Genomic DNA, 22,903 nt, shown 5'->3' on the forward strand with positions numbered 1-22,903 from the left:
ATGCGACGCAAGCTGCGCTCCCCCCTGCCGCAACGCGACGGCCTCGACGCCGCGCGGATGCGCCTGCCGGACACCGGGGCGTGGCGGACGATGCGGGACCACCTCGTCGACCGGTTGCCGGTGGTTCCCGAGGAGGTCGACCGGATGCTGCGGGAACGACGCGTCGCGGCGGCCGACGGCAGCTTCGTCGACGCCGGCACGCCTTTCGCTCCGGGCGCGTTCCTGTGGATCCAGCGCGAACTGCCGGTGGAGACGCCGGTGCCGTTCGAACTCGACGTCCTGCACCGCGACGAGCACCTGCTGGCCGTGGACAAGCCGCACTTCCTGGCCACCACCCCGCGCGGCGGGCACGTCGCCGAGACGGCGCTGGTCCGGTTGCGCCGCGCGCTGGACCTGCCGGAGCTCAGCCCCGCGCACCGGCTGGACCGCATGACGGCGGGTCTCGTGCTGTTCACGGTGCACGAAGCGGCCCGCCGGGAGTACCAGCTGCTGTTCCAGAACCGCTTGGTGCACAAGGAGTACGAGGCCATCGCCCACCACGATCCGGGGCGGGCCGTGCCGGCGGTCGTGCGCAGCAGGATCGTCAAGGAACGCGGCGTGCTCCAAGCCCGGGAGGTGCCGGGGCCGGTGAACGCGGAGACCCGCGTAGAACTCGTCGAGCACCGCGGCGCCGCCGCCCGCTACCGGCTGCTGCCCGCGACGGGGCGGACCCATCAGCTCCGCGTGCACCTGGCCTCGCTGGGCGCGCCGATCGTCGGCGACGACCTCTACCCGGCGGTGCGGGATCGCGCGCCGGACGACTTCGCGGATCCGTTGCGGCTGCTGGCGAAAATCCTCCGCTTCACCGATCCGATCACCGGTGTCGCGCGGCACTTCGAGAGCCGCCGCGCACTCGCCTGGCCCGGTGACGCACGGCCACCGCGGTAGCGCATGTGCGCCGATCGGGGCGAATTTGCAGCCAAGTTGATCAACAACGGCCGCCGGTGGCACCCGGTCGGCTAGCGTCCCGGCCCGAACGATCGGCGGCCGAAGGGCCGATCCAGCGCCGGGAGGACCAGGCCCATGAAGACCAGAGGCGCCCTGCTGCGAGAACAAGGACGACGCGCCGGGTACACCATCGACGACATCGAGATCGGCGAACCGCGCTCCGGGGAGGTCCGGGTCAAGCTCGCCGCGGCCGGGCTGTGCCATTCCGACTTCCACTACGACGCCGGGGACGGGTTCGTCGACGCGCTGCCGATGCTCGGCGGGCACGAGGGCGCGGGCATCGTCGAGGAGGTCGGGCCCGGCGTGACGGACCTGGCCGTCGGAGACCGGGTGATCACCACGTTCATCCCGTCCTGCGGGCACTGCCGGTGGTGCCGGGATGGCCGCGGCAACCTGTGCGACCGGGGTGCGGACCTGCTCACCGGGCGAGCGATGGACGGGTCCCGGCGGGTTCACTCGCACGGCGAACCCGTGACGCCGATGACGTTCCTCGGCACCTTCGCGCCCTACACCGTCTGCCCCGCCGACTCGCTGGTGAAGTTCGGCGACGACATCCCGATGACCGTCGCCGCCATCGCCGGGTGCGCGGTGCCCACCGGCTGGGGGACCGCGGTGAACATCGCGCAGGTGCGGCAAGGCGACGTGGCCGTGGTGATCGGCACCGGCGGTGTCGGGATGAACGCCGTGCAGGGCGCTCGCCTCGCCGGGGCCGCCGTGATCGTCGCCGTGGACCCGGTGCGGTGGAAGCGGGAGAAGGCCCGCGAGTTCGGCGCCACCCACACCGCCGCCGACCTGGCCGAAGCCCACGCCCTGGTCGCCGACCTCACCGCCGGCGTGATGGCCGACCGCGCGATCATCACCGTCGGCGTGATCCCCGGTGACATGATCGAACCGGCGCTCGGTCTGATCAGCAAGGGCGGCGTGCTCGCGCTCGGCGGCGTCGGCGCGATGAGCACGAAGCAGGTGTCGCTGAGCCTGTTCCCGTTCGTCATGTTCGAGAAGCAGCTGCGCGGTGGCGTCTACGGCGGCTGCAAGCCCCGCAACGACGTGCCGAAGCTGCTCGACCTCTACCGCGCGAGCCGCCTGAAGCTCGACGAGCTGATCACCCGCACCTACCGCCTGGAGGACATCAACCGGGGGTACCGCGACATGGAGGAGGGCAACACGATCCGCGGCGTGATCACCTTCGACTGACGGACGGCTTCGGTGCGATGTCCCGACCGCGGGGACGCTCACCCGGTGAGCACCGGCTGCAGCACCTCCACGATCGTGATCCCGCTTTCCCCGGCGGGCGCGGATCTCCCGCGAACTCGTGGAGGGGCGGGTGCGGTTCCGAATCAGGGGACGAGCGCGGAGTGCCACCCCGCCGGACGTCGCGTCGCGGAGCCGCTCACCGCGGGGCCTGGCCGGAGAGTCCTCGGGACAGGTGGCGCAAGGAGTCGTCGAGGGCCGTGCACAGGTCCGTCCCGGGGTGCGCGAGCCAGTGCTCGTAGGCGGCCAGGGCCGCGCCGAGGGTGGTGTGGGCGATGGTCTGTGGCAGCAGCGCGGTGACGGGCTCGCCCAGACGGTCGGCGGCGAAGTCGGCGACCACCGCCCGCCATTCGCCGTAGCGCAGCGTGGAATGCGCCTGCAGCGCCGGAACGCGGAGGATCAGTTCGAGGCGGCGGCGGTGCCGGTCGGTCTCGGCGGGCTCGACGCAGTTGAACTCGACGACGACCGCGCGGATCGACTCCATCAGCGGCTCGTCGGCGGGCCGCGCGCGGAACCGCTCCCGCATCCCGTCGAGCTGCTCGGTGAACGCGCCCCACACGACGTCGTTCTTCGACTCGAAGTAGCGGAAGAAGGTGCGCCGCCCGATCCCGGCGGCGCGGGCGATGCGCTCGACGGTCGTCTGCTCGAAGCCGTCGGAGTCGAACAGGGCGAACGCGACGCGCTCCAGCTCGACGGGGCTGGTGGTGCGCCGCCGCCCAGGTCCCGTTCCTGCGCCGGACGGGTGAACGGATGCTGGCCCGGCCATTGATCCCTTCCATTGTGACACTCGGTGTCGTTATTGTGTGCCCGCCATCACAACTCAGCAGGTGATCGGGAGGAAGCATCCCATGAGCGATTCCCAGCACGGCGCACCCGCCGACACCGCACCCGTGGACGGCGTCGAAGACGACCTGCTCGTCGAGGAAGTGTCGATCGATGGCATGTGCGGCGTCTACTGAGCCCGGCGCGGCGGCCGGCTTCGACCCCGGCCGCCCGCACCGCCTGAGCCCCACCGTCTCGCTGCGCCCGGAGCGGTTCGGCGCGCTCGTCTACGACTTCACCACCCGCCGGCTGTCGTTCCTCAAGACGCCGGAACTCGTCGCCCTGGTCCGCGAACTGGAGCACCAGCCGGACGTGCACGCCGCGCTCGCCGAGACCGGCGTGCCCGCCGAGCAGCACCCGCGCTACCTCCAAGCCCTCGCCGGGCTGTGCGACGCGGGCACCATCCGGCCCCGCGGCTGAACGGCCGACCGCCACGCAAGGAGACGCCCATGCGGCTCGTCGAGCACTTCCAGCACGGACTGGACTCCCCGATCTGCCTCACCTGGGAACTGACCTACGCCTGCAACCTGTCCTGCGTGCACTGCTTGTCCGCCTCGGGACGCCGCGATCCGCACGAGCTGTCCACCGCCGAGTGCAAGGCGGTCATCGACGAGTTCCAGCGCATGCAGGTGTTCTACGTGAACATCGGCGGCGGCGAGCCGACCGTGCGCTCCGACTTCTGGGAGCTCGTGGAGTACGCCGTCGACCACCAGGTGGGCGTCAAGTTCTCCACCAACGGCGTCCGGCTCACCCCGGAGCGGGCGCGCTGGCTCGCGGGCACCGACTACGTCGACGTGCAGCTCTCCCTGGACGGGGCGACCGCCGAGGTCAACGACCGGGTGCGCGGCGCGGGCTCGTACGACACGGCGTTGACCGCGATGGCGAACCTGCGCGACGCCGGGTTTCGCGACTTCAAGATCAGCGTCGTGCTGACCAGGGAGAACGTCGGCCAGCTTGACCGGTTCAAGGAGATCGCCGACGAGTACGGTGCGCAGCTGCGCATCACCCGCCTGCGCCCCTCCGGTCGCGGCGCGGACGTGTGGGACGAGCTGCACCCGACCGCCGAGCAGCAGCGGGAGATCTACGACTGGCTCGTCGCGCACGGCGAAGGAGTGCTCACCGGCGATTCGTTCTTCCACCTCAACGCGCTCGGTTCCACCCCGCTGCCGGGGTTGAACCTGTGCGGGGCGGGCCGCGTCGTGTGCCTCATCGACCCGGTCGGCGACGTGTACGCGTGCCCGTTCGCGATCCACTCCGAGTTCCTCGCGGGCAACGTGCGCGACGACGGCGGATTCGCTGCCGTGTGGCGGGAATCGGAGTTGTTCGCGCGGCTGCGGGAGCCGCAGACCGGCGGCGCGTGCACCTCGTGCTCGGCCTACGACGCCTGCCAGGGCGGATGCATGGCGGCGAAGTTCTTCACCGGGCTGCCGCTGGACGGGCCGGACCCGGAATGCGTGCTCGGCAACGGGGAACGCGCGCTCGCCGGGGTCGGGGCGGGCGTCCCCAAACCGGACAAGGACCATTCGCACCGCGGTCGGCGGAAGGAGCAGCCGGTGGCGGTCGGCATCGGCTGGGGTCCGCCGGAGCCCGAAGCGATCCCGGATCGAGCGTGCGACACCAGTCCGCTCGCCGGGTTCCGCCCGTAGATGGCCGAGCCGAGGGTCGCCGTCGTCACCGGGGCCGCTCGCGGCATCGGGGCCGCCGTGGTGCGGCGGCTCGCCGGGGGTGGCTGGCGGGTGGTGGCCGTCGATCGGTGCGCCGACGATCCCCGCGTCGGCTACCCGCTGGGGACGGTCGAGCAGCTTTCCGCGCTCGCCGCGGAATTTCCCGGTTCCGTCGTCGACGTCGTCGCCGATGTGCAGGACCTCGATGCGCTGCGAGGTGTCGTCGCGCTGGCCGAGGAGCGGTTCGGCGGGCTGGACGCGGCGGTCGGCGCGGCGGCGTTGATGGCGGGCGGAAAACCGTTCTGGGAAGCCGACGGCGGCGAGTGGGACGCGCTGTTCTCCGTCGGCGTGGACGGTGTGGCCCACCTCGCCAAGGCCGCCGTGCCCGCGTTGCTGCGGCGGCCCGAACCGCGGTCCGGCCGGTTCGTGGCGTTGGCCTCCGCCGCCGCGCACACCGGGCTGTGGCGCCTGACCTCCTACAACGCCGCGAAGCACGCCGTGGTCGGGCTGGTCCGCGGTCTGGCGACCGATCTGCGCGGCACCGGGGTCTGCGCCACCGCCGTGTCGCCGGGCTCGACGCGCACCGACATGCTCGACGCCAGCGCCGCGCTCTACGACCTGTCCGATGTGGACGAATTCGCGCCGCACCAGCTCACCGAACGCCTGCTGGAGCCGGACGAGGTCGCGGCCGTGGTGGCGTTCCTGTGCTCACCCGATTCCTCGGCGATCACCGGAACCGTGGTGCACGCCGACGGCGGCTTCACCGCGTGACCGCCCCGGTGCCCGCGGGAACCCGGCTGGTGCCGGACTCCTCGCTGCGGCGGGCCTGCGGCGGCCGGGTGCTGCTGGGCGGGTCTCCCGTGCGGCTGCTGCGCGTCGGGGAGACCGCGGCCCGGCTGATCGACCGGTGGCTCGCCGGGGAACCCGTGCGTTCCGGTGGCGCCCTGGCGCGGCGGCTCCTCGACGCCGGGCTCGCGCATCCGGAGCCGCCGCCCGGTGCGCTCGGGCCGGCCGACGTGACCGCGGTGGTCCCGGTGAAGGACGACCCGGCCGGGCTCGCCGCGCTGCTGGCCGCTACCGAGGAGCTGCCGAACCGCATCGTCGTGGACGACGGTTCGTCATCCCCCGTCGCCGAGGCCACCGTGCGTCACCCGACCCCGCACGGCCCCGCCGCCGCGCGCAACGCGGGGTGGCGGCGGGCCACCACGGAGCTCGTCGCGTTCCTCGACGCCGACGCGCTGCCGGAACCCGGCTGGCTCGACCCGCTGCTGCGCCACTTCGCCGACCCCGCAGTGCGAGCGGTCGCGCCCCGCATCCGCGGCGCCGCGACCGGCGGCCAGATCGCCGCCTACGAAGCGGACCGCTCCGGCCTCGACCTGGGTGCCGAAGCGGCGGCCGTGCGGCCGATGAGCCGGGTGAGCTACGTGCCCAGCGCCGCGCTCGTGGTGCGCCGCGACTCCCTCGACGACGTGGGCGGGTTCGACGGGGCGCTGCGGTTCGGCGAGGACGTCGACCTGGTGTGGCGCCTGATCGCGGACGGCGCGACCGTGCGGTACGTGCCGGAGTCGGTGGTGCGGCACCGGCCGCGCCCCCGGTTGCGGACGTGGCTGCGCCAGCGCTTCGACTACGGCGGCTCCGCCGCACCGCTGTCGCACCGCCATCCCGGATTGCTCAGCTGCGCCCGGCTCTCGGCGTGGAGCGCCGCGTCGTGGACGGCGCTGGCGGCCGGGCGGCCGGTGCTCGCCGCCGCACTGGCGGCGGTCGGGGCGGGTGCGCTGCCCCGCAAGCTGCGGGCGCACGGGGTTCCGGACGGGGAGTCGTGGCGGCTGGCCGCGTTCGCACACCTCGGCGCGGGCCGGTTGCTGGCCGAGGCGGTGCGCCGCGCCTGGTGGCCGCTGCTGGTCCCGCCCGCGCTGGTGAGCAGGCGGGCCCGGCTCGTGCTGCTCGCCGCGCTGCTGCCCTGCCTGCTGGACGCGCTGCGGGCTCCGCGCCCGACGCCGTCCTGGCTCGCGCTGCGGGTGCTCGACGACCTCGCCTACGCGGCCGGAGTCTGGAGGGGCTGCGCACGGCACCGCACGTCGGCGGCCCTGCTGCCGCAGATCACCGGAGGATCGGCGCGATGAGCGAGCACCGGAACCTGGGGGCGATGCGCTGGCCGGAGCTCGCCGCCCGCGCCCCGACGCTGGCGATCCCGCTGGGCGCCACCGAGCAGCACGGCCCGCACCTGCCGCTGCGCACCGACACCGCCATCGCCGAGGAGCTGTGCATCCGGCTCGCCCGCCGGGTGCCGGAGGTCGTCGTGGCGCCCGCCGTGCCCTACGGCGCCAGCGGTGAGCACGCCGAGTTCCCGGGCACCCTCTCGATCGGCCACGAGGCGCTGCGGCTGCTGCTGGTGGAGCTGGTGCGTTCCGCCGACCACTTCGCGGGCGTCGTCCTGGTCAACGGCCACGGCGGCAACCTGCCCACCGCGCACCGGGCCGCCGCGCTGCTGCGCTCCGAGGGCAGGCGAGTGCTCGTGTGGTCACCGGACGCCCCCGCCGACGACAGCCACGCCGGGGGCACCGAGACCTCCGCGATGCTGCACCTGCATCCGGACGAGGTCGCCGCGGACGCCGCCGCGGCCGGGAACACCGCTCCCCTGCCCAAGCTGATGGACCGCCTCCGCGCCGGCGGCGTGCGCCCGGTCAGCCCCAACGGCGTCCTGGGCGACCCGACGACGGCCGACGCGACGGACGGCGACGCGATCCTGCACCGCTGGACCGGTTCGCTGGCCCGTGCGGTGGCGCGATGGCGCCGCGAGAGCTCACCGCCAGGCCCGGACATCGCCGGGTGAATTCCGCACGTGACCGGGCTCGTCGTCCCGCCGGCGGCGGGGCCGAAGCTCGCGCACCCAGCGCGTTCTCGGCGACTTCCTCGCGAGGACGGCCATTCCATTGCGTAGCAACGAGAAATCGATCCTGCGGCGAGGAAGCCGCCGAGGTTCCGCTGAGCGCCCCGCCGCGCGGACTGAAGAGCCTGCCGGCGAGACGCCGTCGCCGGATCACCGCTGGGTCGGGACCGCCTGTCCGCCGGAAGCGCCCGGAGGCCCGCCCCGGACGAAGCGGTGGCGGGCGTCGGCGATGGTGCGGGACTCGGCCCACATGGTGTGCAGGAACGCCGGCCGGACTTTCCGGGCACGGACGGACGCGCGAGCTGACATTCGGTGACCCCCAAGGATTTCGGATTGGCACGACCCCGCGCCCGTCCGGTCCCCAGGCGAGCGCACCACCCGGGTGCCCCACCGCTGCCGGGCGCAAACCGGCGCTGCGCAGGTCATCCGGCGGCTCGCCGAGCCAGCTCCTCGATCTCGCCGTGGCACCGTTCGATCCAGTGCTCGTGCTCCGGTTTCAACAGCACGCTGCGCAAGATCCGGGCGCGCGGCGCGTCCTCCCGGACCGGGTGCCCGCGCGCCCGCAGCTCCGCTGCCGCCACGTCGAGCGCGGCCAGGTACGCACCGCGCTCCGGAGCGGACCGCATCCCCTCATGCAGCATCCGCATCGTGCGCTGATCCACAGTGGACATGTCGGGGGCGTTGGGCACGACCGCGACGATGTCCAGCTCCGGGCGCTGGTAGACCGACAGCACCGGAGACTCGGACAGCAGTTCGGACCAGCGCAGGGCCGCCCGCCGACCTGCCCGCAGCACGCGCCCGAGCCCGTCCGGGGTCGGCGGCAGCAGCCGCAGCGTCAGCCACAGCGCCGCCGCCGGGGCTCCGGAACGGGAGCACTCCAGCGAAATCTCCCCCAGGTGCGGTTCCGCCGACGTGTAGTACGTGGCCGGAGAGTCGTGCCGGTAGAACCGCGCCACCGACCGGTCCGCGAACAGCACGGCACCGCACCCGTAGGGCTGCAGGCCGTGCTTGTGCGGGTCGACGACCACCGAGTCGCACTCGGCGATGGCCTGGAACGGCGCGGAGGCGACCCCGTCCGGCGCGTCGTCGGCGATCAGGGCGAAGAACCCGCCGCAGGCCGCGTCGACGTGGATCCGGAACCCGTGGCGCCGCCGCAGCTCCAGCACTTCGTGAATCTGGTCCACGGCGCCCAGCGAGGTCGTGCCTGCTGTGAGCACGACCGTGCCGATGTCCTCCCGCCCCAGCAGCGCCTCCAGCTCCTCCAGATCCATCCGCCCCACCCGGTCCACCGGGACCGGCACCGACCGCACGCCGAGCAGGTGGCAGTTGCGGGCGTGCGAGTAGTGCGCTTGCGCGCTGTGCGCGATCGCCGCACCGGGGCGCGTTTCCCGTGCCACGAAAAGACATTCGAGGTTCGCGATGGTGCCGCTGGTGGTGAGGTGGCCGAGCGCGTCCGGCATCCCCAGCATCGCCGCCAGCCGCGCCACCGCCTCCCGCTCCAGCGCGGTCGTGGACGGCCCGCCGTCGAGCGCGTGGTTGTTCGGGTTCAGCAGCATCGCCGCCAGGTAGCCCGCCACCGCCGCGGGGTGCGGCGGCTTGATCAGCTGCCCCATGTACCGGGGGTGGTGGAACGGGTAGGTGTCGCGCAGCCGGTCGAGCAGTTCCCCGAAGGCCACCGCGAAATCGGCGTCGGTGACCACCGCGTCCGGATGCGGCGGAACCTCCCCGAAACCCCGCTGCCACCACGAGATCTCGTCGACCGCGCGGTCCACCCACGCTCGCAGGTTCATCTGTGCTGTCATCCCCGCCCATGTTCCTCGGGCGACCACGCGTGTCCAGTCGGCGCCGACGACGAATTCGGGAGATCAGCGGGAAATCAGGGCCGATAGTCCTCTGGGCAGCACCCTCCGAGTGAGGTCTACTCAAAGGCAGGTCAGGTCGTTCGCCGTATGGGGGGCACCTACCTTCTGGAAGAGCCACTGGAGAAGCGCGCGGAGGTCCGGAAAGGACACCGGGCGACAACGCGACCGGCGCGGAACGTGCCGGTCTCGCCGATGTCAAACGATCTGCACGAGTGCTGACCGTAGGTGCGTTCGGCGAACGTGGTGGTCCGGGTCGCGAACCCGGTATCGAGTTTCCTCGGCACCGACCGGGGGAATGTCGTAGAAGACGTTCTTCTCTGGGGGAAATCGGCAATGCGGAAAGGTGCATGGCGATGAGCAGCATCAAGAGCGTGTTCGTGTACGTGAACAACCGCCGTCGTAGGCACGGCTGGGGCTGGGGCCACCACCGCTGGGGCCGCAAGTAGCGACACGGCTCATGTCCGGGTGACGCCCGCACCTTCCCTGGTGCGGGCGTCACTCCCGTCGGCAACAGGGGGTACGACGTGCGGGGACCGATACGGTGGTTGTTCGATCCACCGGCCGCCGAGGAGGCGGGGTTGGTGGAGACCGCGCCATCGATCGGGGTCCGGGAGATATTCCGGCGGTTCTGGCCCGATGCGCGGCCGTTCCGCTGGTACATGGTGCTGAGCCTCGGGCTGGTGCTGGTGTCGCCGCTGCTGGACGCAGCGGCGATCTGGATGTTCAAGGTCCTCATCGACGAAGTCCTCACGCCGCGGGACTTCTCGATGTTCCCGTGGGTGGCCCTCGCCTACGCCGTCATCACGATCGTCAACGGGGTCGTCGGGTTCGGCGAGAGCTACGTGACGGTGTGGATCGGTGAGCACTTCCTGAACCGATTGCGGATCCGGGTGTTCACCCACCTGCACACGTTGTCGGTGGACTTCTTCGACCGGCGCAGGCTCGGCGACACGCTGAGCAGGCTCACCACCGACGTGGCCGCCATCGAGAGCCTGGTGCTCTCCGGCATCACGCAGACCGCGGCCTCGCTGATCAAGATCGTGCTGTTCGCCGGCGTGCTGTTCTACCTCGACTGGCGGCTGGCGGTCGTGGCGCTGCTGGTGGTGCCGCTGTTCCTGTTCATCGCGCGGTTCTTCGCGCAGCGCATCAAGTCCGCGTCCCGCGAGGTCGCCGGGCGCACCGGCTCGATCAGCACGGTGGCGGAGGAGAGCCTCGGCAACGCACCGCTGATCCAGTCCTACGGCCGGGAATCCGCGGAAGTGCGGCGGTTCTCCCGGCAGAGCCGGTCGAGCCTGTCGGCGGAGCTGTCCGCGGCCCGCATCGGCGGCCTGTTCGAGCCGCTGGTGGACCTGCTGGAGGTCATGGCCATCATGGCCATCGTCGGCGTCGGCATCTACGAGCTGTCGGCGGGACGCATCACCCTGGGTGGGCTGCTCGCGTTCCTCGTGTACCTGTCGCAGCTCTACCAGCCGGTGAGCAACCTCGGGCAGCTGTCCAACGTGATCTTCGGGGCGGCGGCCAGCGCGGAGCGCATCCTGGAGCTGTTCAACCAGCGCCCGCACGTGCCGACACCTCGCGACCCGAAGCCGCTCGACCGGGTGGACGGCTCGCTGCGGCTGGAGCAGGTCGGGTTCCACTACCCCGACACCGTCGACGAGGTCCTCACCGACGTGAACCTGACCGCCGCTCCCGGGGAACGCGTCGCCATCGTCGGCGCCAGCGGCGCGGGGAAGTCGACGCTGACGAAGCTGCTGCTGCGGTTCTACGACCCGGACCGGGGCAGCATCACGCTCGACGGCGCGGACCTGCGCGAGCTCGATCCGAAGGAGCTCCGCTCCAAGATCGCCATCGTGCTCCAGGAGACGCTGCTGCTCGACGGCACCATCGAGGAGAACATCCTCGCGGGCAAACCCGACGCGGACCCCGCCGAACTCGTCGACGCCGCCCGCGCCGCCGAGGCCCACGACTTCATCGACGCGCTGCCCGAGGGCTACGCGACCCGCGTCGGGCAACGCGGCCGGTTGCTCTCCGGCGGGCAGCGCCAGCGCATCGCCATCGCCCGCGCGATGATCCGGGACGCGCCGATCCTGCTGCTCGACGAGCCGACCGCGAGCCTCGACGCCGAGGCGGGACAGCGGATCCTCGGCCCGCTCAACCGGTTGATGGCGGGGCGCACCACGATCATCATCTCGCACAACCTGCTGACGGTGACCGACGCCGACAAGATCCTCTACCTGGACCACGGCCGGGTGACGGGCCTCGGCACGCACTCGGAGCTGCTGGAGGGCAACAACGGCTACGCGCACCTGTACCACCTGCACCACCCGTCGACGGAGCTCGTCGACGGCGCCCCGGCGCAGCACAACGGTGAGGCGCGGGAGCGCACGTGATCACCGTCGTCGAACAACAACCGGGCGGCCAGCGCCGTCCCCGTCCAGGAGGTGCCCATGAAGATCACGTGTGTCGGCGCAGGACCGGCCGGGCTGTACTTCGCGATCTCCGCGAAGCTGCGCGACGCCGGGCACGACATCACCATCATCGAACGTGACCCGCCTGGAGCCACCTACGGGTGGGGCGTCGTCTACTGGGACAACCTGCTGGACCCCCTCTACGCCAACGACGCCGAGAGCGCGCAGCAGATCCGGTCGGCCTCCACGCTGTGGCAGGAGCAGCAGATCGTGCTGGGCGGCAAGGACTTCGGCTTCCTCGGCGGCTACGGCTTCAGCGTGAACCGGTCCACGCTGCTGGACGTGCTGGCCGAGCGCGCCACCGACCTCGGCGTGAACATCCGCTACGAGCACGGTGCGGACGACCTCTCCGAGTTCGCCGACAGCGACCTGATCATCGGCTCGGACGGGGCGAACAGCAAGGTGCGCTCGCTGCACGAGGAGGAGTTCGGGACTCGCGTGGAGACCGGGAACAACCCGTACATCTGGCTCGGCACGGACATGGTGTTCGACCGGTTCACGTTCGCCTTCGAGCAGACCTCAGCGGGCTGGATCTGGTTCCACGCCTACCCGTCCAGCGCCGGCATCAGCACCTGCATCGTGGAGTGCACCGAGCAGACCTGGAAGGCGCTGGGCTTCGACTCCCGCGACGACGAGGACACGGTGCGGCTGCTGGAGAAGATCTTCGCCGCGCCGCTGGACGGGCACTCGCTGATCAGCCAGTCGCGCGGGCAACCCGCGCGGTGGCAGCGGTTCACCCAGGTGCTCAACCGGACCTGGACGCACGACAACGTGATGCTGCTCGGCGACGCCGCGCACACCACTCACTTCACCATCGGCTCCGGCACCCGGCTGGCGATCATGGACGCGGTGATCCTGGCGCAGAAGCTGCACGACCACGAGCACCTGGACACCGCGCTGCGCGACTTCGACCAGCAGGGCAGGGCCGCGCTGCGCCCGCTGCAAGCGGCCGGGCGCACCAGCATGTCGTGGTTCGAGCGGGCCGACCGCTACCTGGACCGCAACGCCACCGACGTGGCCTACGCGATGGCGGCCCGGCACGGCTACCAACCGCCGTGGCAGTACCGCGTGCACCAGGCGAGCCAGATCGCCGCGGTGCGCAAGGGCATGCGCTGGTACGACAACTCCCAGCGCTGGTACCTCGCCTGCCGCCGCGGCGAAGCCCTCGGAACCAGATCGGACAAGGCCACGACCCGCTGAGCTTCGAGTGAACGGCTCCGGCACCGTCAGCCGTTGAAGCGGCCCGCCTTGACGGCGGCTAAGAAGTCGTCCCACCTCGCAGCGCTGGAGGTGATGTACCCAGCCCCGCGATCCTTCGTGTCCCGGACGGCCGCACCGGCTCCGAGCCGACCGATCTCGACGCAGTTGTCGGTGTTGACGCTGCGACTGGACTTGTGCCATCCCCGCACCTGCTCGCTCATGACGTTTCCTCCTGCTCGTCGAGGATTTCGGCGATGAGCCGGGCTGATTCTTCCTGGCTCAACGCCACGTCCGTGATCGTAGCGATCGCGTCGGCATATGCCGTCACATCGGCAAGTTCGTGAAAGAACTGTCCGCTCACCCTGTTCTCAACGTGGACAACGCTCTTCCCCGCGTACTCGAAGACCGAGAACGGGCCTTCGAGCCCTGGATGCCAACCGGTGCCGGTCGGCACCACCCGGAGATCGACATTCGACCACGTCGCGTGCGAAACGAGAGAACGCAGCTGCGCCGACATGACCTCTTCCCCGCCGATGAGGGCCCGCAGTGCGCTTTCGGAGGTGATCGCCACGAGGTGCGCGGGCTTTTCCTTCGCGATCACATCGCGTCGACCGATGCGCACGGCCACGCGCAGTTCCACTTCGTTCGCCGGGATTCCTGCGGTGAACATCATCGCCCGGGCGTAGTCGGCGGTTTGCAGCAATCCGGGCACCAGCAGCGGAGACACGCTCACGATCCGGTGCGCAGTTCGCTCGATCTCCAGCAGCGTCGTGAGCTGGCGCTGCTGCTCCGGCAGCCCCGAGGACGACCACTGCCGACCATCGGCGTTCCTGGCCAGCTCCACCAATTCCTCGCGCAGCGAGTTGTCCGCGCCGAGGGCGGACAGGACGGTCGCGACGTCCACCGGTCGCGGGGCGCGCTCGCCTGACTCCCACCTGCCGATAGTGGTGTGCGACTTCGCGAGTTTCGTCGCGAGCTGACGGGCGCTCAGCCCTGCGTCCTCGCGTGCTCGACGCAATGCGACGCCGATGGCCTGGGTTTTCGGAGTGGTGCCAACCATGTGCCACATAATAATGCTGACCACAGGGAAGTTGATATTCCTCCGATAGGGTAATTGTGCATTCTGGACCCACCATGAATATTTGTCGGGGCCAATTGGCACCACTTCCTAGGAGCGGAGGCAAACAGGTGAAATGTTCGGAACCCCCGACGACGCCCGTCCCGGTGCGATACCGGGCCGGGGTCGTCGGGGAATCACGCCGGGTGGTGCACCCTGCCGTGCTGGAGTGGGACGGCGCGATCTACCTCGCGCGGTGCGGCGAACCGCTTCCGGTGTCCCAAGTGGAGGTCGAGCCGCACGGCATGCCGTGCATGAAGTGCGCCGCGCTCTTGTCGCTCGGAGTCGCGCCCGCCCACGGGCGGCGCGGCGTCCGGATGGTCGGCGGCGTGATCGAAGCGGCGTGACCGCTCCCTGAACTCGGTCCGCTGATCTCACCCCGGCAGATCGCGGGCCGATGCCCGCCGGGCGCCGCGCCGCCACCTCCCCGCGGCGCGCGCCCGGACGGGTGAGGTCGAGGACGAGCGGAACCTCCCCCGTCCCGCACCGCTCGTCCTCCCGGCGGTCCGGCCGGAGCCGTTGCCCCCGAGCTCCGGTCGGACCCGCTGCATCGGCGAGTGAACGGACCGTTCGACCAATCGGATTGGTCGAACGGTCCGTTCACTCGACCGAATCCGGTGCGCGCCTGCTCGAAGCCCACTCCATCGGGCGAACCGTCGAGCGGGTGCCGCCCGACGCGGTGGTGATCATCGGACCGAGTGTCCTGCTTCGATGGGGAGGGAGGATGCGGCGACCACGGTGTGGGAGTGGTTGACCTGCACGATCTTGCGTCCTAGCGTCAGCCGTCGTGCGCAGATCGACTTCCAGTGCCGGTGCTCCCGGTGGGCCGGGCCTGTCCCGGCGGACCCTGCTGACCGCTCTCGGCGCGGGAGCGCTGGGGCTCGGCGCCGCCGGGTGCGGGTCGAACACCGGACGGGGCGGCTCCGCGCCGGGCTCGTTGCAGCAGTGGTACCACGCCTACGGCGAGGACGGCGTGCACGACGCCGTGCTGCGCTACGCCGCCGAGTACCCGCGCGGCGAGGTGTCGGTGCAGTGGAACCCGGGCGACTACGACTCGAAGATCGTCACGGCGTTGCAGAACAGCGCGGTGCCCGACGTGTTCGAGGCGCAGGTCAAGGTCGACTGGGTGCGCCAAGGCCAAGTGGTCCCGCTGGACGACCTGATCGCCGACGTGCGCGCCGACTTCCCCGCTCAAGTGCTGGAGACGGCGACCGTCGAAGGACGGCTCTACGGGATCCCGCAGGCCGTCGACACCCAGGTGCTGTTCTACCGCAAGAGCAGGCTCGCGGCGGCGGGCGTGCGACCGCCCGAGACGGTCGACGAGCTGATCGACGCCGCGAAGCGGCTGAACTCACCCACCGGCAAGGGGCTCTTCGTCGGCAACGACGGCGGAGTCGGCGTGCTCGGCGGGCCGCTGCTGTGGTCGGCGGGGCTGGACTACCTCAGCGCCGACCAGCGCCGCACCGGCTTCGACGATCCGCGTGCCGCCACCGCCTTCGGCAAGCTCGCCGAGCTCAACGACAGCGGCGGATTGCTGCTGGGGGCGCCCGCCGACTGGTCCGACCCGAGCGCGTTCGCCGACGGGCTCGTCGCGATGCAGTGGACCGGGCTGTGGAACATCCCGAAGGTCGCCGCCGCGCTGGGCGACGACTTCGGCGTGCTGCCGTTCCCCCGCCTCGACGCGCACGGCGCCCCGTCGGTGCCGATCGGCGCGTACGGCGCGATGGTGAACGCGAAGAGCGCGAACGTGGCCGCCGCCAAGGACTTCCTGCGCTGGCTGTGGGTCGAGCGCACCGACCACCAGACCGAGTTCGCCACCGGGTTCGGCTTCCACATCCCCGCTCGCACCAGCCTCACCGACCGAGCCGCGAACCTGCGATCGGGGCCCGCCGCCGACGCCGTGCGGTTCACCCGCGAGCACGCCCACCTCGTCGGTGGTCCACTGTGGACTTCGGCGGCGAATTCGGCGCTGTCCGACGCGCTGTTCCGCATCGCCCGCCAAGGCGCCGACCCGGTGGCGCAGACCCGCGAGGTCGTGGCCGCCTCGGACGTCGAGCTGAAGCGCCTGCACGGGTGAGCACGCGTTCCCGTCGCGACGCCCGCGACTTCTGGCTGTTCGTCGGACCGCTGCTGCTCGGGCTGATCGTGTTCTCCTACGTGCCGATCGGCTGGAGCCTGTACCTGAGCTTCTTCGACGCCCGCAACACCGTCACCCCCGACGTGTTCGTCGGCGTCGGGAACTACGCGGCGATACTCACCAACGACGCATTCCTGTCCAGCCTCGTCACGTTCAGCGCGTTCGCCGTCGGCATCGTGCCGCTGACCTACGTGGCCGCGCTCGCCCTGGCGCTCGCCGTGGACCGGGTGAAGTTCGCGAAGGCCTTCTTCCGGTCGGTGTTCTTCCTGCCGTTCGCGTGCTCCTACGTGGTGGCCGCGCTGATCTGGAAGACGTCGCTGTTCTCCGGGGTGAACTACGGGCTGGTCAACAGCGCGCTCGGCGCGTTCGGGATCGACCCGGTGGCGTGGACGGGCACCGCCGACCCGCCGCTGTACTGGATCGTGCTGATCACGGCCCGGCTGTGGCTGCAGCTGGGCTTCTACATGCTGCTGTTCATCGCCGCGCTGCAGCGCATCCCCGACCGGCTCTACGAGGCCGCGTGGCTGGACGGGGCGAAACCGGGCTGGCAGGTGTTCCGGTACATCACGCTGCCGCAGCTGCGCGGAACGAGCGTCGCCGTGCTGCTGCTGTTGCTGATCAACGCGTTCCAGGCGTTCGACGAGTTCTACAACATCCTCGGCGACGCGCGCGGCTACCCGCCCTACGGCCGGCCACCGCTGGTGTACCTGTACTACACGGCGCTCGGCTCCGGCGGCCAAGACCTCGGTCGCGGCAGCGCGGGGGCGGTGATCCTGTCGGTGCTGATCGCGGTGGTGACGCTGGTGCAGGGCAAAGTGCTCGGATTCGGCAAGGGGCGGGACCGGTGAGCCGCGCCGGATCCGCGCTGCGCTGGGTCGCGCTGGTGTCCGCGGCGGTGCTGTTCCTGCTGCCGTTCTACCTGCTGATCCGCAACGGGCTCGCCACCCGCGAGGAGATCACCTCACCGCAGTGGACGTTCCTGCCCGCCGAACTGCACTGGGAGAACGTGGCCGCGCTGTTCGCGGACACCGAGGTGCCCTTCGCCCGCAGCCTGCTCAACTCGGCGATCGTGGCCGTGCTGCAAACCGCGGGTGAGCTGCTGCTGTGCTCGGCCGCCGGGTACGGGCTGGCGCGGATCCCGCACCGGCACTCCGGCAAAGTTCTCGGCGTGGTCGTGGCGACGCTGCTGGTGCCGACCTCGGTGACGTTCGTGCCGAGCTTCGTGCTCGTCTCCAGCCTCGGCTGGCTCTCCGACCTGCGCGGCCTGGTCGTGCCTGGGTTGTTCAGCGCGCTGAACACGGTGCTGTTCCGGCAGTTCTTCCTGGACTTCCCCAGCGAACTGGAAGACGCGGGCCGCATCGACGGGCTCGGCCGCTGGGGCGTGTTCCGGCGGATCGTGCTGCCCAACTCCACCGGGTTCCTGGCCGCCATCGCGGCGATCACGTTCATCGGGAGCTGGAACTCGTTCCTGTGGCCGCTGGTCATCGCCCAGGACTCGTCGTCGTGGACGGTGCAGGTCGCGCTGTCCGGGCTGCTCACCGCGCAGAACCCGCAGCTGAACCTGCTGTTCGCGGCGGCGGCGATCTCCATCCTGCCGATCGTGCTGCTGTTCGTCGGACTCCAGCGGTACCTCGTGCGAGGCGTGACCGAGACCGGCGTCAACGGGTGACTCTTCGCAGGTAACGGGCCTGTTGCCGCGGTTTCACGGCGCCGACACGGGGCTGGCCGAGACTGGGCGCCTCCGGTCGGACGGGTCGAGCCGATGGCCCGCTCCCGGAGCCGATCGCCCGCCCCTGGGAAGGACCCGGACCATGCTGCACGCCGTGGGCACCATCGCCGTCCTCACCGCAGCCATCGCCGGTTTCTACGCCGGCTACCACCTCGACGCCCGCCGCACCTCGCCGCCGACGGCTTCGGAGTGAGCGGACCGTTCGTCCAATCCTGTTGGACGAACGGTCCGCTCACTCCGAACCCCTCCACCTGCCGCAGAGGACCGCAAGATCCACAGCGCTCGTCGCCCAGGCGGAGCCGAGTGAACGGACCGTTCGTCCAAACCCGTTGGACAAACGGTCCGCTCACTCCGAACCCCCTCGGCACACACAAGATCAACAACGTTCGCCGTCGGACACGCGGCACGTTGAGCGAACGGACCGTTCGTCCGAACCCGTTGGACGAACGGTCCGTTCACTTCGGATCACTTCGCCTGCCGCCGCGGGGGCGGAAGATCGGGAGCGGTCGGCTTCGAGCTCGGGGCGCGCTGGAGCTGACGCACCCAGTTAGTTGATCTTGAAAGCCGAGCGGTGATCACCCTCGCGAAGGGTGGTTCAGGAATCGAGCAGGCCTGCGTCGTGGGCGAGGATGGCTGCTTGGACGCGATTGGTGCAGTCCAGCTTGGCGAGCATGCGGCTCAGGTGGGCCTTCACCGTGCCCACCGCCATGTGCAGGTGTTGCGCGATCTCCGCGTTCGACGATCCGGCGCCGACCTGCCGAAGCACGTCGACCTCCGCCTCGGTGAGCGCGGCGAGGCGGCGCCGCGCCGGTTCGGCCGCGTCCGGCGAGAGCAGGTGGCGCTCGATGAGGCTCCGGGTGATCTGCGGGGCGAGGATCGGCTCGCCGCCGGACACCTGGCGCACCGCTCGGATCAGCTCGGCCGGACCGGTGTCCTTGAGCAGGAAGCCACCGGCTCCGGCCCGCAGCGCTCGCGCGACGTTGCGGTCGTCGCCGAACGCGGTGAGCACGATGCTGCGGGTGCGCGGCGCCTCCCGCGCGATCCCGGCCACGGCGGTGATGCCGTCGCCGCCGGGCATCTGCACGTCCAGCAGGGCCACGTCGATCTCCTGGTTCCGGCAGGCGTGCAGCGCGGCGGGCCCGTCGGCGGCCTCCGCGACCACCTCGACGTCCTCGGCGTTGTCCAGGATCAGCCGGATACCGGTGCGCATCAAAGCCTCGTCGTCCGCGATGAGCACCCTGATCATGGGACGAATCGTAGGCCACCCGCAAAAGCCGCGGCCACCAGGACCACCACCGTCACCAGCAGCAGCAACCCCAGGAGCAGCATCAAGCATCCAGCACCGAGAGCTCGCGGCAGCGTCAGCACATCGGCGTCGAGCACGGGCGGCGGCTCCTGCACCGGGGCGATCTCCGGCCGCGGCGCGGACATCGGTGGACGGGCGGGCAGTTCCGCCGTGAGCGAGAAGCCGCCGTCCGATCCGGACGCGCCCGCCAGCTCACCGCCGAGCATCCTGGCGCGTTCCTCCAGCCCGGCGAGGCCGCTGCGCAGACCGGGCGCGGCCCGGTTCGGCCCCTCCCCCGGACCGTTGCCGACCCGGACCAGGATCCGATCCGCCCCGGTCACCTCGACGACGACCGACGCTCCTGGCGCGTGCTTGTGGGCGTTGGTGAGCCCTTCCCGCACGATGCGGTGCACGGCGTGGCGGGTGCGCGGATCCGCTCCGTCGAGGTCGATGCCTCGCCAGTGCAGCGAGACGGGCATGCCCACGGCCCGTGACTCCGCGACGAGACGTTCGATGTCCGCACGGCAGCCGCTGCGCTCGTCGAGCGCTTCGTGCTCACCCGTTCCGGAGCGCAGCACCCCGAGGATCTCGCGGAGTTCCGTGAGCGCCTGACCGGCGGTGGTGCGCACGAAAGTCGCCTGTTCGCCGAGCTTCGGCGTCTCCTTCGCGGCGGACAGCTCCAGCGCGCCCGCGTGCAGCGACAGCAACGAGAGCCGATGCCCGAGCATGTCGTGCATCTCGCCCGCAATGCTCGCCCGCTCCGTCGAACGGGCCTGTTCGGCGGTGAGGTGACGGGCCTGTTCCAGGTAGTCGTTGCGCTCCCGCAGCAGGCGCACCAGCGGCTGGCGGGCGCCCAGCAGTGCGCCCGCGATCATCGGGATGAACAGTTCGACGGAGAGGGAGACGGCCAGCACCGCGACCAGCTGACCGAACGGCACCTGATCCCCGGCCAGCACCATCAGCACCGCCTTCACGACAGCCGTGATCAGCACCGCGGACCAGAGCCGCCAGTCCCACCGCACCCGTCGAGCCGCCGTGAAGGCGACGACGACCGACGCGATCAACGGGGCGGCCAGCGAACCACCGGCGCCCAGCACGGATGTCGCCAGCAGCGCCCCGGCCGGCCACCACCTGCGCGCGGGCACGAGCGCGGCGGCGAACACCGCGAACGGGATGCCGACCGGCAGCGACCACGGATCGAGCAGCACGAACAGCGGAGTGAACAGCCCCTCCGCCAGCAGCAGCACGAAGCACAGCGACTCCAGCACCACCGTCCGGCGGGGCGCGGCGCGCGCGGCGGCGGCGATCCGATCCGCCTCGGCGGCCACAGCGGACGGAACGCGCTTCAATTTTTCCCAGGGCACAAGGACATTCTCACCGCACCCGCCCTCGGGCGGTAGCGCCGGGTGACTCGGAGATCGTGGCCGATCGACCACCGGCCGTGGCCGCTCGGCGGAAGACCGGGGGCGAGCGCACCTCTAGCGTCGATCAGGACCGCTCGACGTGAGGACTCAGATGCTTCAAGAACAGCCGCCGCGGACCACTCCGGTGGAAGGCGTTCCGTACCACCTGTTGCAGCGCACCTCCCGGCACCGCTGGTGGCGCACCCTGCTCGGGTTCGGGCTGTTCCCCGTGCTCGCCGGGGTCGCGGTGCTGGTTCTGGTCGGCGTGTTCATCGGATCGGGGGCGCTGGCCGGGGTCGGGATGGACGAGGAGGGGCTCACGGACCCGACCTGGGAGTACGCGGCTGCGATGCTGTCGGTGGCGGTGCTGCTGCCCGTCGTGCTGCTCGTGGTCCGCTGGACGCAGCGCCGCCCGGTCGGAACTTTGTCCAGTGTGGACGGACGGCTGCGGTGGCGGTGGATGTGGCGGTGCGCGGGATGGGCGCTGCTCGGTTTCGCCGTCGTCCTCGTGGTGAGCCTGGCGCAAGGGGGAGCGCCGGACCTGTCCGGGTGGCCCGGCTGGCCGCACTACCTGCTGATCGCGCTGATCACGCTGGTCGCGGTGCCGTTCCAGGCCGCCGCCGAGGAATACCTGTGCCGCGGATTCCTGCTGCAGGGCTTCGCCTCCTGGCTGCGCACCCCGTGGCCGGGCGCGGTGCTCGCGGCGCTGCTGTTCGTGGTCCTGCACGAGTACGACGACCCGCTGGTGGTCGCCGACCTGTTCGTGACGGCGATGGCGATGAGCTGGCTGACGATCCGCACCGGCGGCCTGGAAGCCGCGATCGCGCTGCACGTGGTGAACAACATCAGCGCCGCACTGCTGGACTCGATGCAGGGCGTGCCGGGACTGGAGCAGGCGGGCGACTTCTCGGCGTGGGAAGTGCTGCCGATCACGCTGCTGACGGTGCTCTACAGCTGGTGGATCGATCGCCTCTTCCGCCGCTCCGGCCTGTCCCGCACGGCCGTCGCCACGAGCTGACCGCCCACGGCCCGTCCGACCGGTCGCCGGTCGAACGGGCCGCTCGGCTGCGTCAGGAGAACTGGATGCCGCCGTCGATCATCACCGACTGCCCGGTCATGTAGTCCGAGTCCGGGGAGGCGAGGTAGGAGACGAACTTCGCCACGTCCTCGGGGACCGACACCCGGCCGAGGTGGATCAGCTCGGAGTACTTGTCGATCGCAGCGCCCTTGCGCAAGCCCTCGTTCTCCGCGAGCTTCTCGTCGATGTGATCCCACATCGCGGTCCCCACGATTCCCGGGCAGTAGGCGTTGACGGTGATGCCGTGCTGCGCCCACTCCATCGCCGCCGCCTGCGTCAGCCCCCGCACCGCCCACTTCGACGCCGAGTACGGCCCCAGCAGCGGGAACGGCCGGTACCCGACGATCGAACACGCACCGATGATCTTGCCCCCGCCGCCTTGGGCGATCATCCGCTTGGCCGCGGCGGTGTAGCACAGGTGCACGCCGCGCAGGTTGATCGACATCAGGTGGTCGAACTCGTCCGGAGTGACCTCCAGCAGCGGTTTGACGTGCGCGATCCCGGCGTTCGCGATCATCACGTCCAGCTTGCCGAGGTCCGCCGCGACCTGCTCGACCATGTCGTCCACGGCCACCGGGTCGGACACGTCGGCGAGCACCGCCGTGGTCCGGCGCCCGGCGGACTCGATCTCGGCGGCGACGGCCCGCAGCGCCTCCCCGTTCGACGGGATGTCGTTGACCGCGACGTCCAATCCGTCAGCGGCCAGCCGCAGCGCGATGCTCCGGCCGATGCCCTGTCCTGCTCCGGTGACCAGCGCTACCCGCGGCGTCGGTGCCGATGCGGCCATGAGGTGCCCTCCCGTTCGCTGTGACCCGGCCCACCCGAGCCGTACAACCCGAATGCTGCCGCGCCCGACCTCCCCGACCAACCCGCGTTGTCACATGCTGACAACGCCCGCGCGAGCAGAGCGGCCTGCGCTGCGCGTCCCGTCCGCGGCGGAGCCGCGACCGGCTCGACAAGACGACCACCGGCAGGTTCACAGCGGTTTCCTCCCGAGGGCGGCGATTACG

Annotated in this window: 22 protein-coding genes; 15 read left to right on the forward strand and 7 right to left on the reverse strand. The window is 71.1% G+C overall.

The features are described from left to right. Positions 1-927 (forward strand): pseudouridine synthase, encoded by a 927-nt coding sequence (locus OOZ19_RS17165; RefSeq protein ID WP_266091126.1) that lies wholly within the window; start codon positions 1-3, stop codon positions 925-927. A 135-nt stretch (positions 928-1,062) separates the two neighbouring features. Further along, a complete protein-coding gene (locus OOZ19_RS17170; protein WP_266091127.1) occupies positions 1,063-2,181 on the forward strand; it encodes an NDMA-dependent alcohol dehydrogenase in 1,119 nt (372 codons plus the stop codon). 196 nt (positions 2,182-2,377) lie between these two features. Here the strand turns inward: OOZ19_RS17170 and mftR are convergent, their stop codons facing one another. Next, positions 2,378-3,004, reverse strand: a complete 627-nt coding sequence (mftR, locus tag OOZ19_RS17175; protein ID WP_266091128.1) for a mycofactocin system transcriptional regulator MftR — start codon at positions 3,002-3,004, stop codon at positions 2,378-2,380. A gap of 82 nt (positions 3,005-3,086) precedes the next feature. Here mftR and mftA point away from each other — a divergent pair, with 82 nt between their 5' ends. The 6 genes from mftA to mftE are packed head-to-tail and all read left to right on the forward strand — an operon-like array spanning position 3,087 to position 7,557. Further along, entirely contained in the window at positions 3,087-3,197 is a 111-nt protein-coding gene (gene mftA, locus OOZ19_RS17180; protein ID WP_184478530.1) for a mycofactocin precursor MftA, read from the forward strand. After that, entirely contained in the window at positions 3,175-3,480 is a 306-nt protein-coding gene (gene mftB, locus OOZ19_RS17185; protein ID WP_266091129.1) for a mycofactocin biosynthesis chaperone MftB, read from the forward strand. The genes mftA and mftB overlap by 23 nt, the downstream gene beginning before the upstream one ends. A gap of 29 nt (positions 3,481-3,509) precedes the next feature. Next, entirely contained in the window at positions 3,510-4,706 is a 1,197-nt protein-coding gene (gene mftC, locus OOZ19_RS17190) for a mycofactocin radical SAM maturase (RefSeq protein WP_266091130.1), read from the forward strand. Continuing rightward, positions 4,707-5,495: a mycofactocin-coupled SDR family oxidoreductase gene (locus OOZ19_RS17195; protein WP_266091131.1), complete on the forward strand. Its 789-nt coding sequence runs from the start codon at positions 4,707-4,709 to the stop codon at positions 5,493-5,495. After that, complete coding sequence (mftF, locus tag OOZ19_RS17200; protein WP_266091132.1) at positions 5,492-6,847, forward strand: mycofactocin biosynthesis glycosyltransferase MftF; 1,356 nt, start codon at positions 5,492-5,494, stop codon at positions 6,845-6,847. Before OOZ19_RS17195 ends, mftF begins: the two co-directional genes overlap by 4 nt. Next, a complete protein-coding gene (mftE, locus tag OOZ19_RS17205; protein ID WP_266091133.1) occupies positions 6,844-7,557 on the forward strand; it encodes a mycofactocin biosynthesis peptidyl-dipeptidase MftE in 714 nt (237 codons plus the stop codon). The genes mftF and mftE overlap by 4 nt, the downstream gene beginning before the upstream one ends. Positions 7,558-8,036: 479 nt before the next feature. Here mftE and OOZ19_RS17210 read toward each other — a convergent pair whose 3' ends face one another. Further along, positions 8,037-9,416, reverse strand: a complete 1,380-nt coding sequence (locus OOZ19_RS17210; protein WP_507028814.1) for a pyridoxal phosphate-dependent decarboxylase family protein — start codon at positions 9,414-9,416, stop codon at positions 8,037-8,039. A gap of 641 nt (positions 9,417-10,057) precedes the next feature. Between OOZ19_RS17210 and OOZ19_RS17215 the strand changes: the two genes are divergently transcribed. Further along, complete coding sequence (locus OOZ19_RS17215) at positions 10,058-11,866, forward strand: ABC transporter ATP-binding protein (protein ID WP_266091134.1); 1,809 nt, start codon at positions 10,058-10,060, stop codon at positions 11,864-11,866. A gap of 57 nt (positions 11,867-11,923) precedes the next feature. Then, positions 11,924-13,144 carry an FAD-dependent monooxygenase gene (locus tag OOZ19_RS17220; RefSeq protein WP_266091135.1) on the forward strand — a complete coding sequence of 407 codons (1,221 nt, stop codon included), beginning with the start codon at positions 11,924-11,926 and terminating at the stop codon, positions 13,142-13,144. A 26-nt stretch (positions 13,145-13,170) separates the two neighbouring features. Here the strand turns inward: OOZ19_RS17220 and OOZ19_RS17225 are convergent, their stop codons facing one another. Then, positions 13,171-13,365, reverse strand: coding sequence for a DUF397 domain-containing protein (locus OOZ19_RS17225; protein ID WP_266091136.1), 195 nt, complete (start codon positions 13,363-13,365; stop codon positions 13,171-13,173). Next, positions 13,362-14,204, reverse strand: a complete 843-nt coding sequence (locus tag OOZ19_RS17230; protein WP_266091137.1) for a helix-turn-helix domain-containing protein — start codon at positions 14,202-14,204, stop codon at positions 13,362-13,364. The genes OOZ19_RS17225 and OOZ19_RS17230 overlap by 4 nt, the downstream gene beginning before the upstream one ends. A gap of 128 nt (positions 14,205-14,332) precedes the next feature. Here OOZ19_RS17230 and OOZ19_RS17235 point away from each other — a divergent pair, with 128 nt between their 5' ends. From OOZ19_RS17235 to OOZ19_RS17250, 4 genes are all read left to right on the forward strand, one after another. Continuing rightward, the gene (locus OOZ19_RS17235) at positions 14,333-14,608 is read left to right on the forward strand and encodes a hypothetical protein (RefSeq protein WP_266091138.1); all 276 of its coding nucleotides are present in this window, start codon (positions 14,333-14,335) and stop codon (positions 14,606-14,608) included. A 527-nt stretch (positions 14,609-15,135) separates the two neighbouring features. Further along, positions 15,136-16,338, forward strand: coding sequence for an ABC transporter substrate-binding protein (locus OOZ19_RS17240; RefSeq protein ID WP_416309451.1), 1,203 nt, complete (start codon positions 15,136-15,138; stop codon positions 16,336-16,338). After that, entirely contained in the window at positions 16,335-17,246 is a 912-nt protein-coding gene (locus OOZ19_RS17245; protein WP_266091139.1) for a carbohydrate ABC transporter permease, read from the forward strand. The genes OOZ19_RS17240 and OOZ19_RS17245 overlap by 4 nt, the downstream gene beginning before the upstream one ends. Continuing rightward, positions 17,243-18,067, forward strand: coding sequence for a carbohydrate ABC transporter permease (locus OOZ19_RS17250; RefSeq protein WP_266091140.1), 825 nt, complete (start codon positions 17,243-17,245; stop codon positions 18,065-18,067). The genes OOZ19_RS17245 and OOZ19_RS17250 overlap by 4 nt, the downstream gene beginning before the upstream one ends. 655 nt (positions 18,068-18,722) lie before the next feature. Here the strand turns inward: OOZ19_RS17250 and OOZ19_RS17255 are convergent. Then, entirely contained in the window at positions 18,723-19,373 is a 651-nt protein-coding gene (locus tag OOZ19_RS17255) for a response regulator (RefSeq protein WP_266091141.1), read from the reverse strand. After that, positions 19,370-20,761 (reverse strand): sensor histidine kinase, encoded by a 1,392-nt coding sequence (locus tag OOZ19_RS17260; protein WP_266091142.1) that lies wholly within the window; start codon positions 20,759-20,761, stop codon positions 19,370-19,372. Before OOZ19_RS17260 ends, OOZ19_RS17255 begins: the two co-directional genes overlap by 4 nt. Positions 20,762-20,927: 166 nt before the next feature. On the opposite strand from OOZ19_RS17260, the gene OOZ19_RS17265 reads away from it, so the two are divergent. Next, positions 20,928-21,833 (forward strand): CPBP family intramembrane glutamic endopeptidase, encoded by a 906-nt coding sequence (locus tag OOZ19_RS17265; RefSeq protein ID WP_266091143.1) that lies wholly within the window; start codon positions 20,928-20,930, stop codon positions 21,831-21,833. Positions 21,834-21,885: 52 nt separating this feature from the next. Here OOZ19_RS17265 and OOZ19_RS17270 read toward each other — a convergent pair whose 3' ends face one another. Then, positions 21,886-22,680: an acetoin reductase gene (locus OOZ19_RS17270; RefSeq protein ID WP_266091144.1), complete on the reverse strand. Its 795-nt coding sequence runs from the start codon at positions 22,678-22,680 to the stop codon at positions 21,886-21,888. Between the last annotated feature and the right edge of the window lie 223 nt (positions 22,681-22,903).

Source organism: Saccharopolyspora sp. NFXS83 (genome assembly GCF_026241095.1).
In the GTDB taxonomy this organism is placed as follows: domain Bacteria; phylum Actinomycetota; class Actinomycetes; order Mycobacteriales; family Pseudonocardiaceae; genus Saccharopolyspora_C.

What these genes read in the sequence shown, in the direction of transcription:
- OOZ19_RS17210 (WP_507028814.1), bottom strand. Translation starts at nt 9,416, where the DNA reads ATGACAGCACAGATGAACCTGCGAGCGTGGGTGGACCGCGCGGTCGAC.
- mftA (WP_184478530.1), top strand. Translation starts at nt 3,087, where the DNA reads ATGAGCGATTCCCAGCACGGCGCACCCGCCGACACCGCACCCGTGGAC.
- OOZ19_RS17195 (WP_266091131.1), top strand. Translation starts at nt 4,707, where the DNA reads ATGGCCGAGCCGAGGGTCGCCGTCGTCACCGGGGCCGCTCGCGGCATC.
- OOZ19_RS17165 (WP_266091126.1), top strand. Translation starts at nt 1, where the DNA reads ATGCGACGCAAGCTGCGCTCCCCCCTGCCGCAACGCGACGGCCTCGAC.
- mftC (WP_266091130.1), top strand. Translation starts at nt 3,510, where the DNA reads ATGCGGCTCGTCGAGCACTTCCAGCACGGACTGGACTCCCCGATCTGC.
- OOZ19_RS17265 (WP_266091143.1), top strand. Translation starts at nt 20,928, where the DNA reads ATGCTTCAAGAACAGCCGCCGCGGACCACTCCGGTGGAAGGCGTTCCG.
- OOZ19_RS17225 (WP_266091136.1), bottom strand. Translation starts at nt 13,365, where the DNA reads ATGAGCGAGCAGGTGCGGGGATGGCACAAGTCCAGTCGCAGCGTCAAC.
- mftB (WP_266091129.1), top strand. Translation starts at nt 3,175, where the DNA reads ATGGCATGTGCGGCGTCTACTGAGCCCGGCGCGGCGGCCGGCTTCGAC.
- OOZ19_RS17270 (WP_266091144.1), bottom strand. Translation starts at nt 22,680, where the DNA reads ATGGCCGCATCGGCACCGACGCCGCGGGTAGCGCTGGTCACCGGAGCA.
- OOZ19_RS17255 (WP_266091141.1), bottom strand. Translation starts at nt 19,373, where the DNA reads ATGATCAGGGTGCTCATCGCGGACGACGAGGCTTTGATGCGCACCGGT.
- OOZ19_RS17220 (WP_266091135.1), top strand. Translation starts at nt 11,924, where the DNA reads ATGAAGATCACGTGTGTCGGCGCAGGACCGGCCGGGCTGTACTTCGCG.
- mftE (WP_266091133.1), top strand. Translation starts at nt 6,844, where the DNA reads ATGAGCGAGCACCGGAACCTGGGGGCGATGCGCTGGCCGGAGCTCGCC.
- OOZ19_RS17170 (WP_266091127.1), top strand. Translation starts at nt 1,063, where the DNA reads ATGAAGACCAGAGGCGCCCTGCTGCGAGAACAAGGACGACGCGCCGGG.
- mftR (WP_266091128.1), bottom strand. Translation starts at nt 3,004, where the DNA reads ATGGCCGGGCCAGCATCCGTTCACCCGTCCGGCGCAGGAACGGGACCT.
- OOZ19_RS17230 (WP_266091137.1), bottom strand. Translation starts at nt 14,204, where the DNA reads ATGGTTGGCACCACTCCGAAAACCCAGGCCATCGGCGTCGCATTGCGT.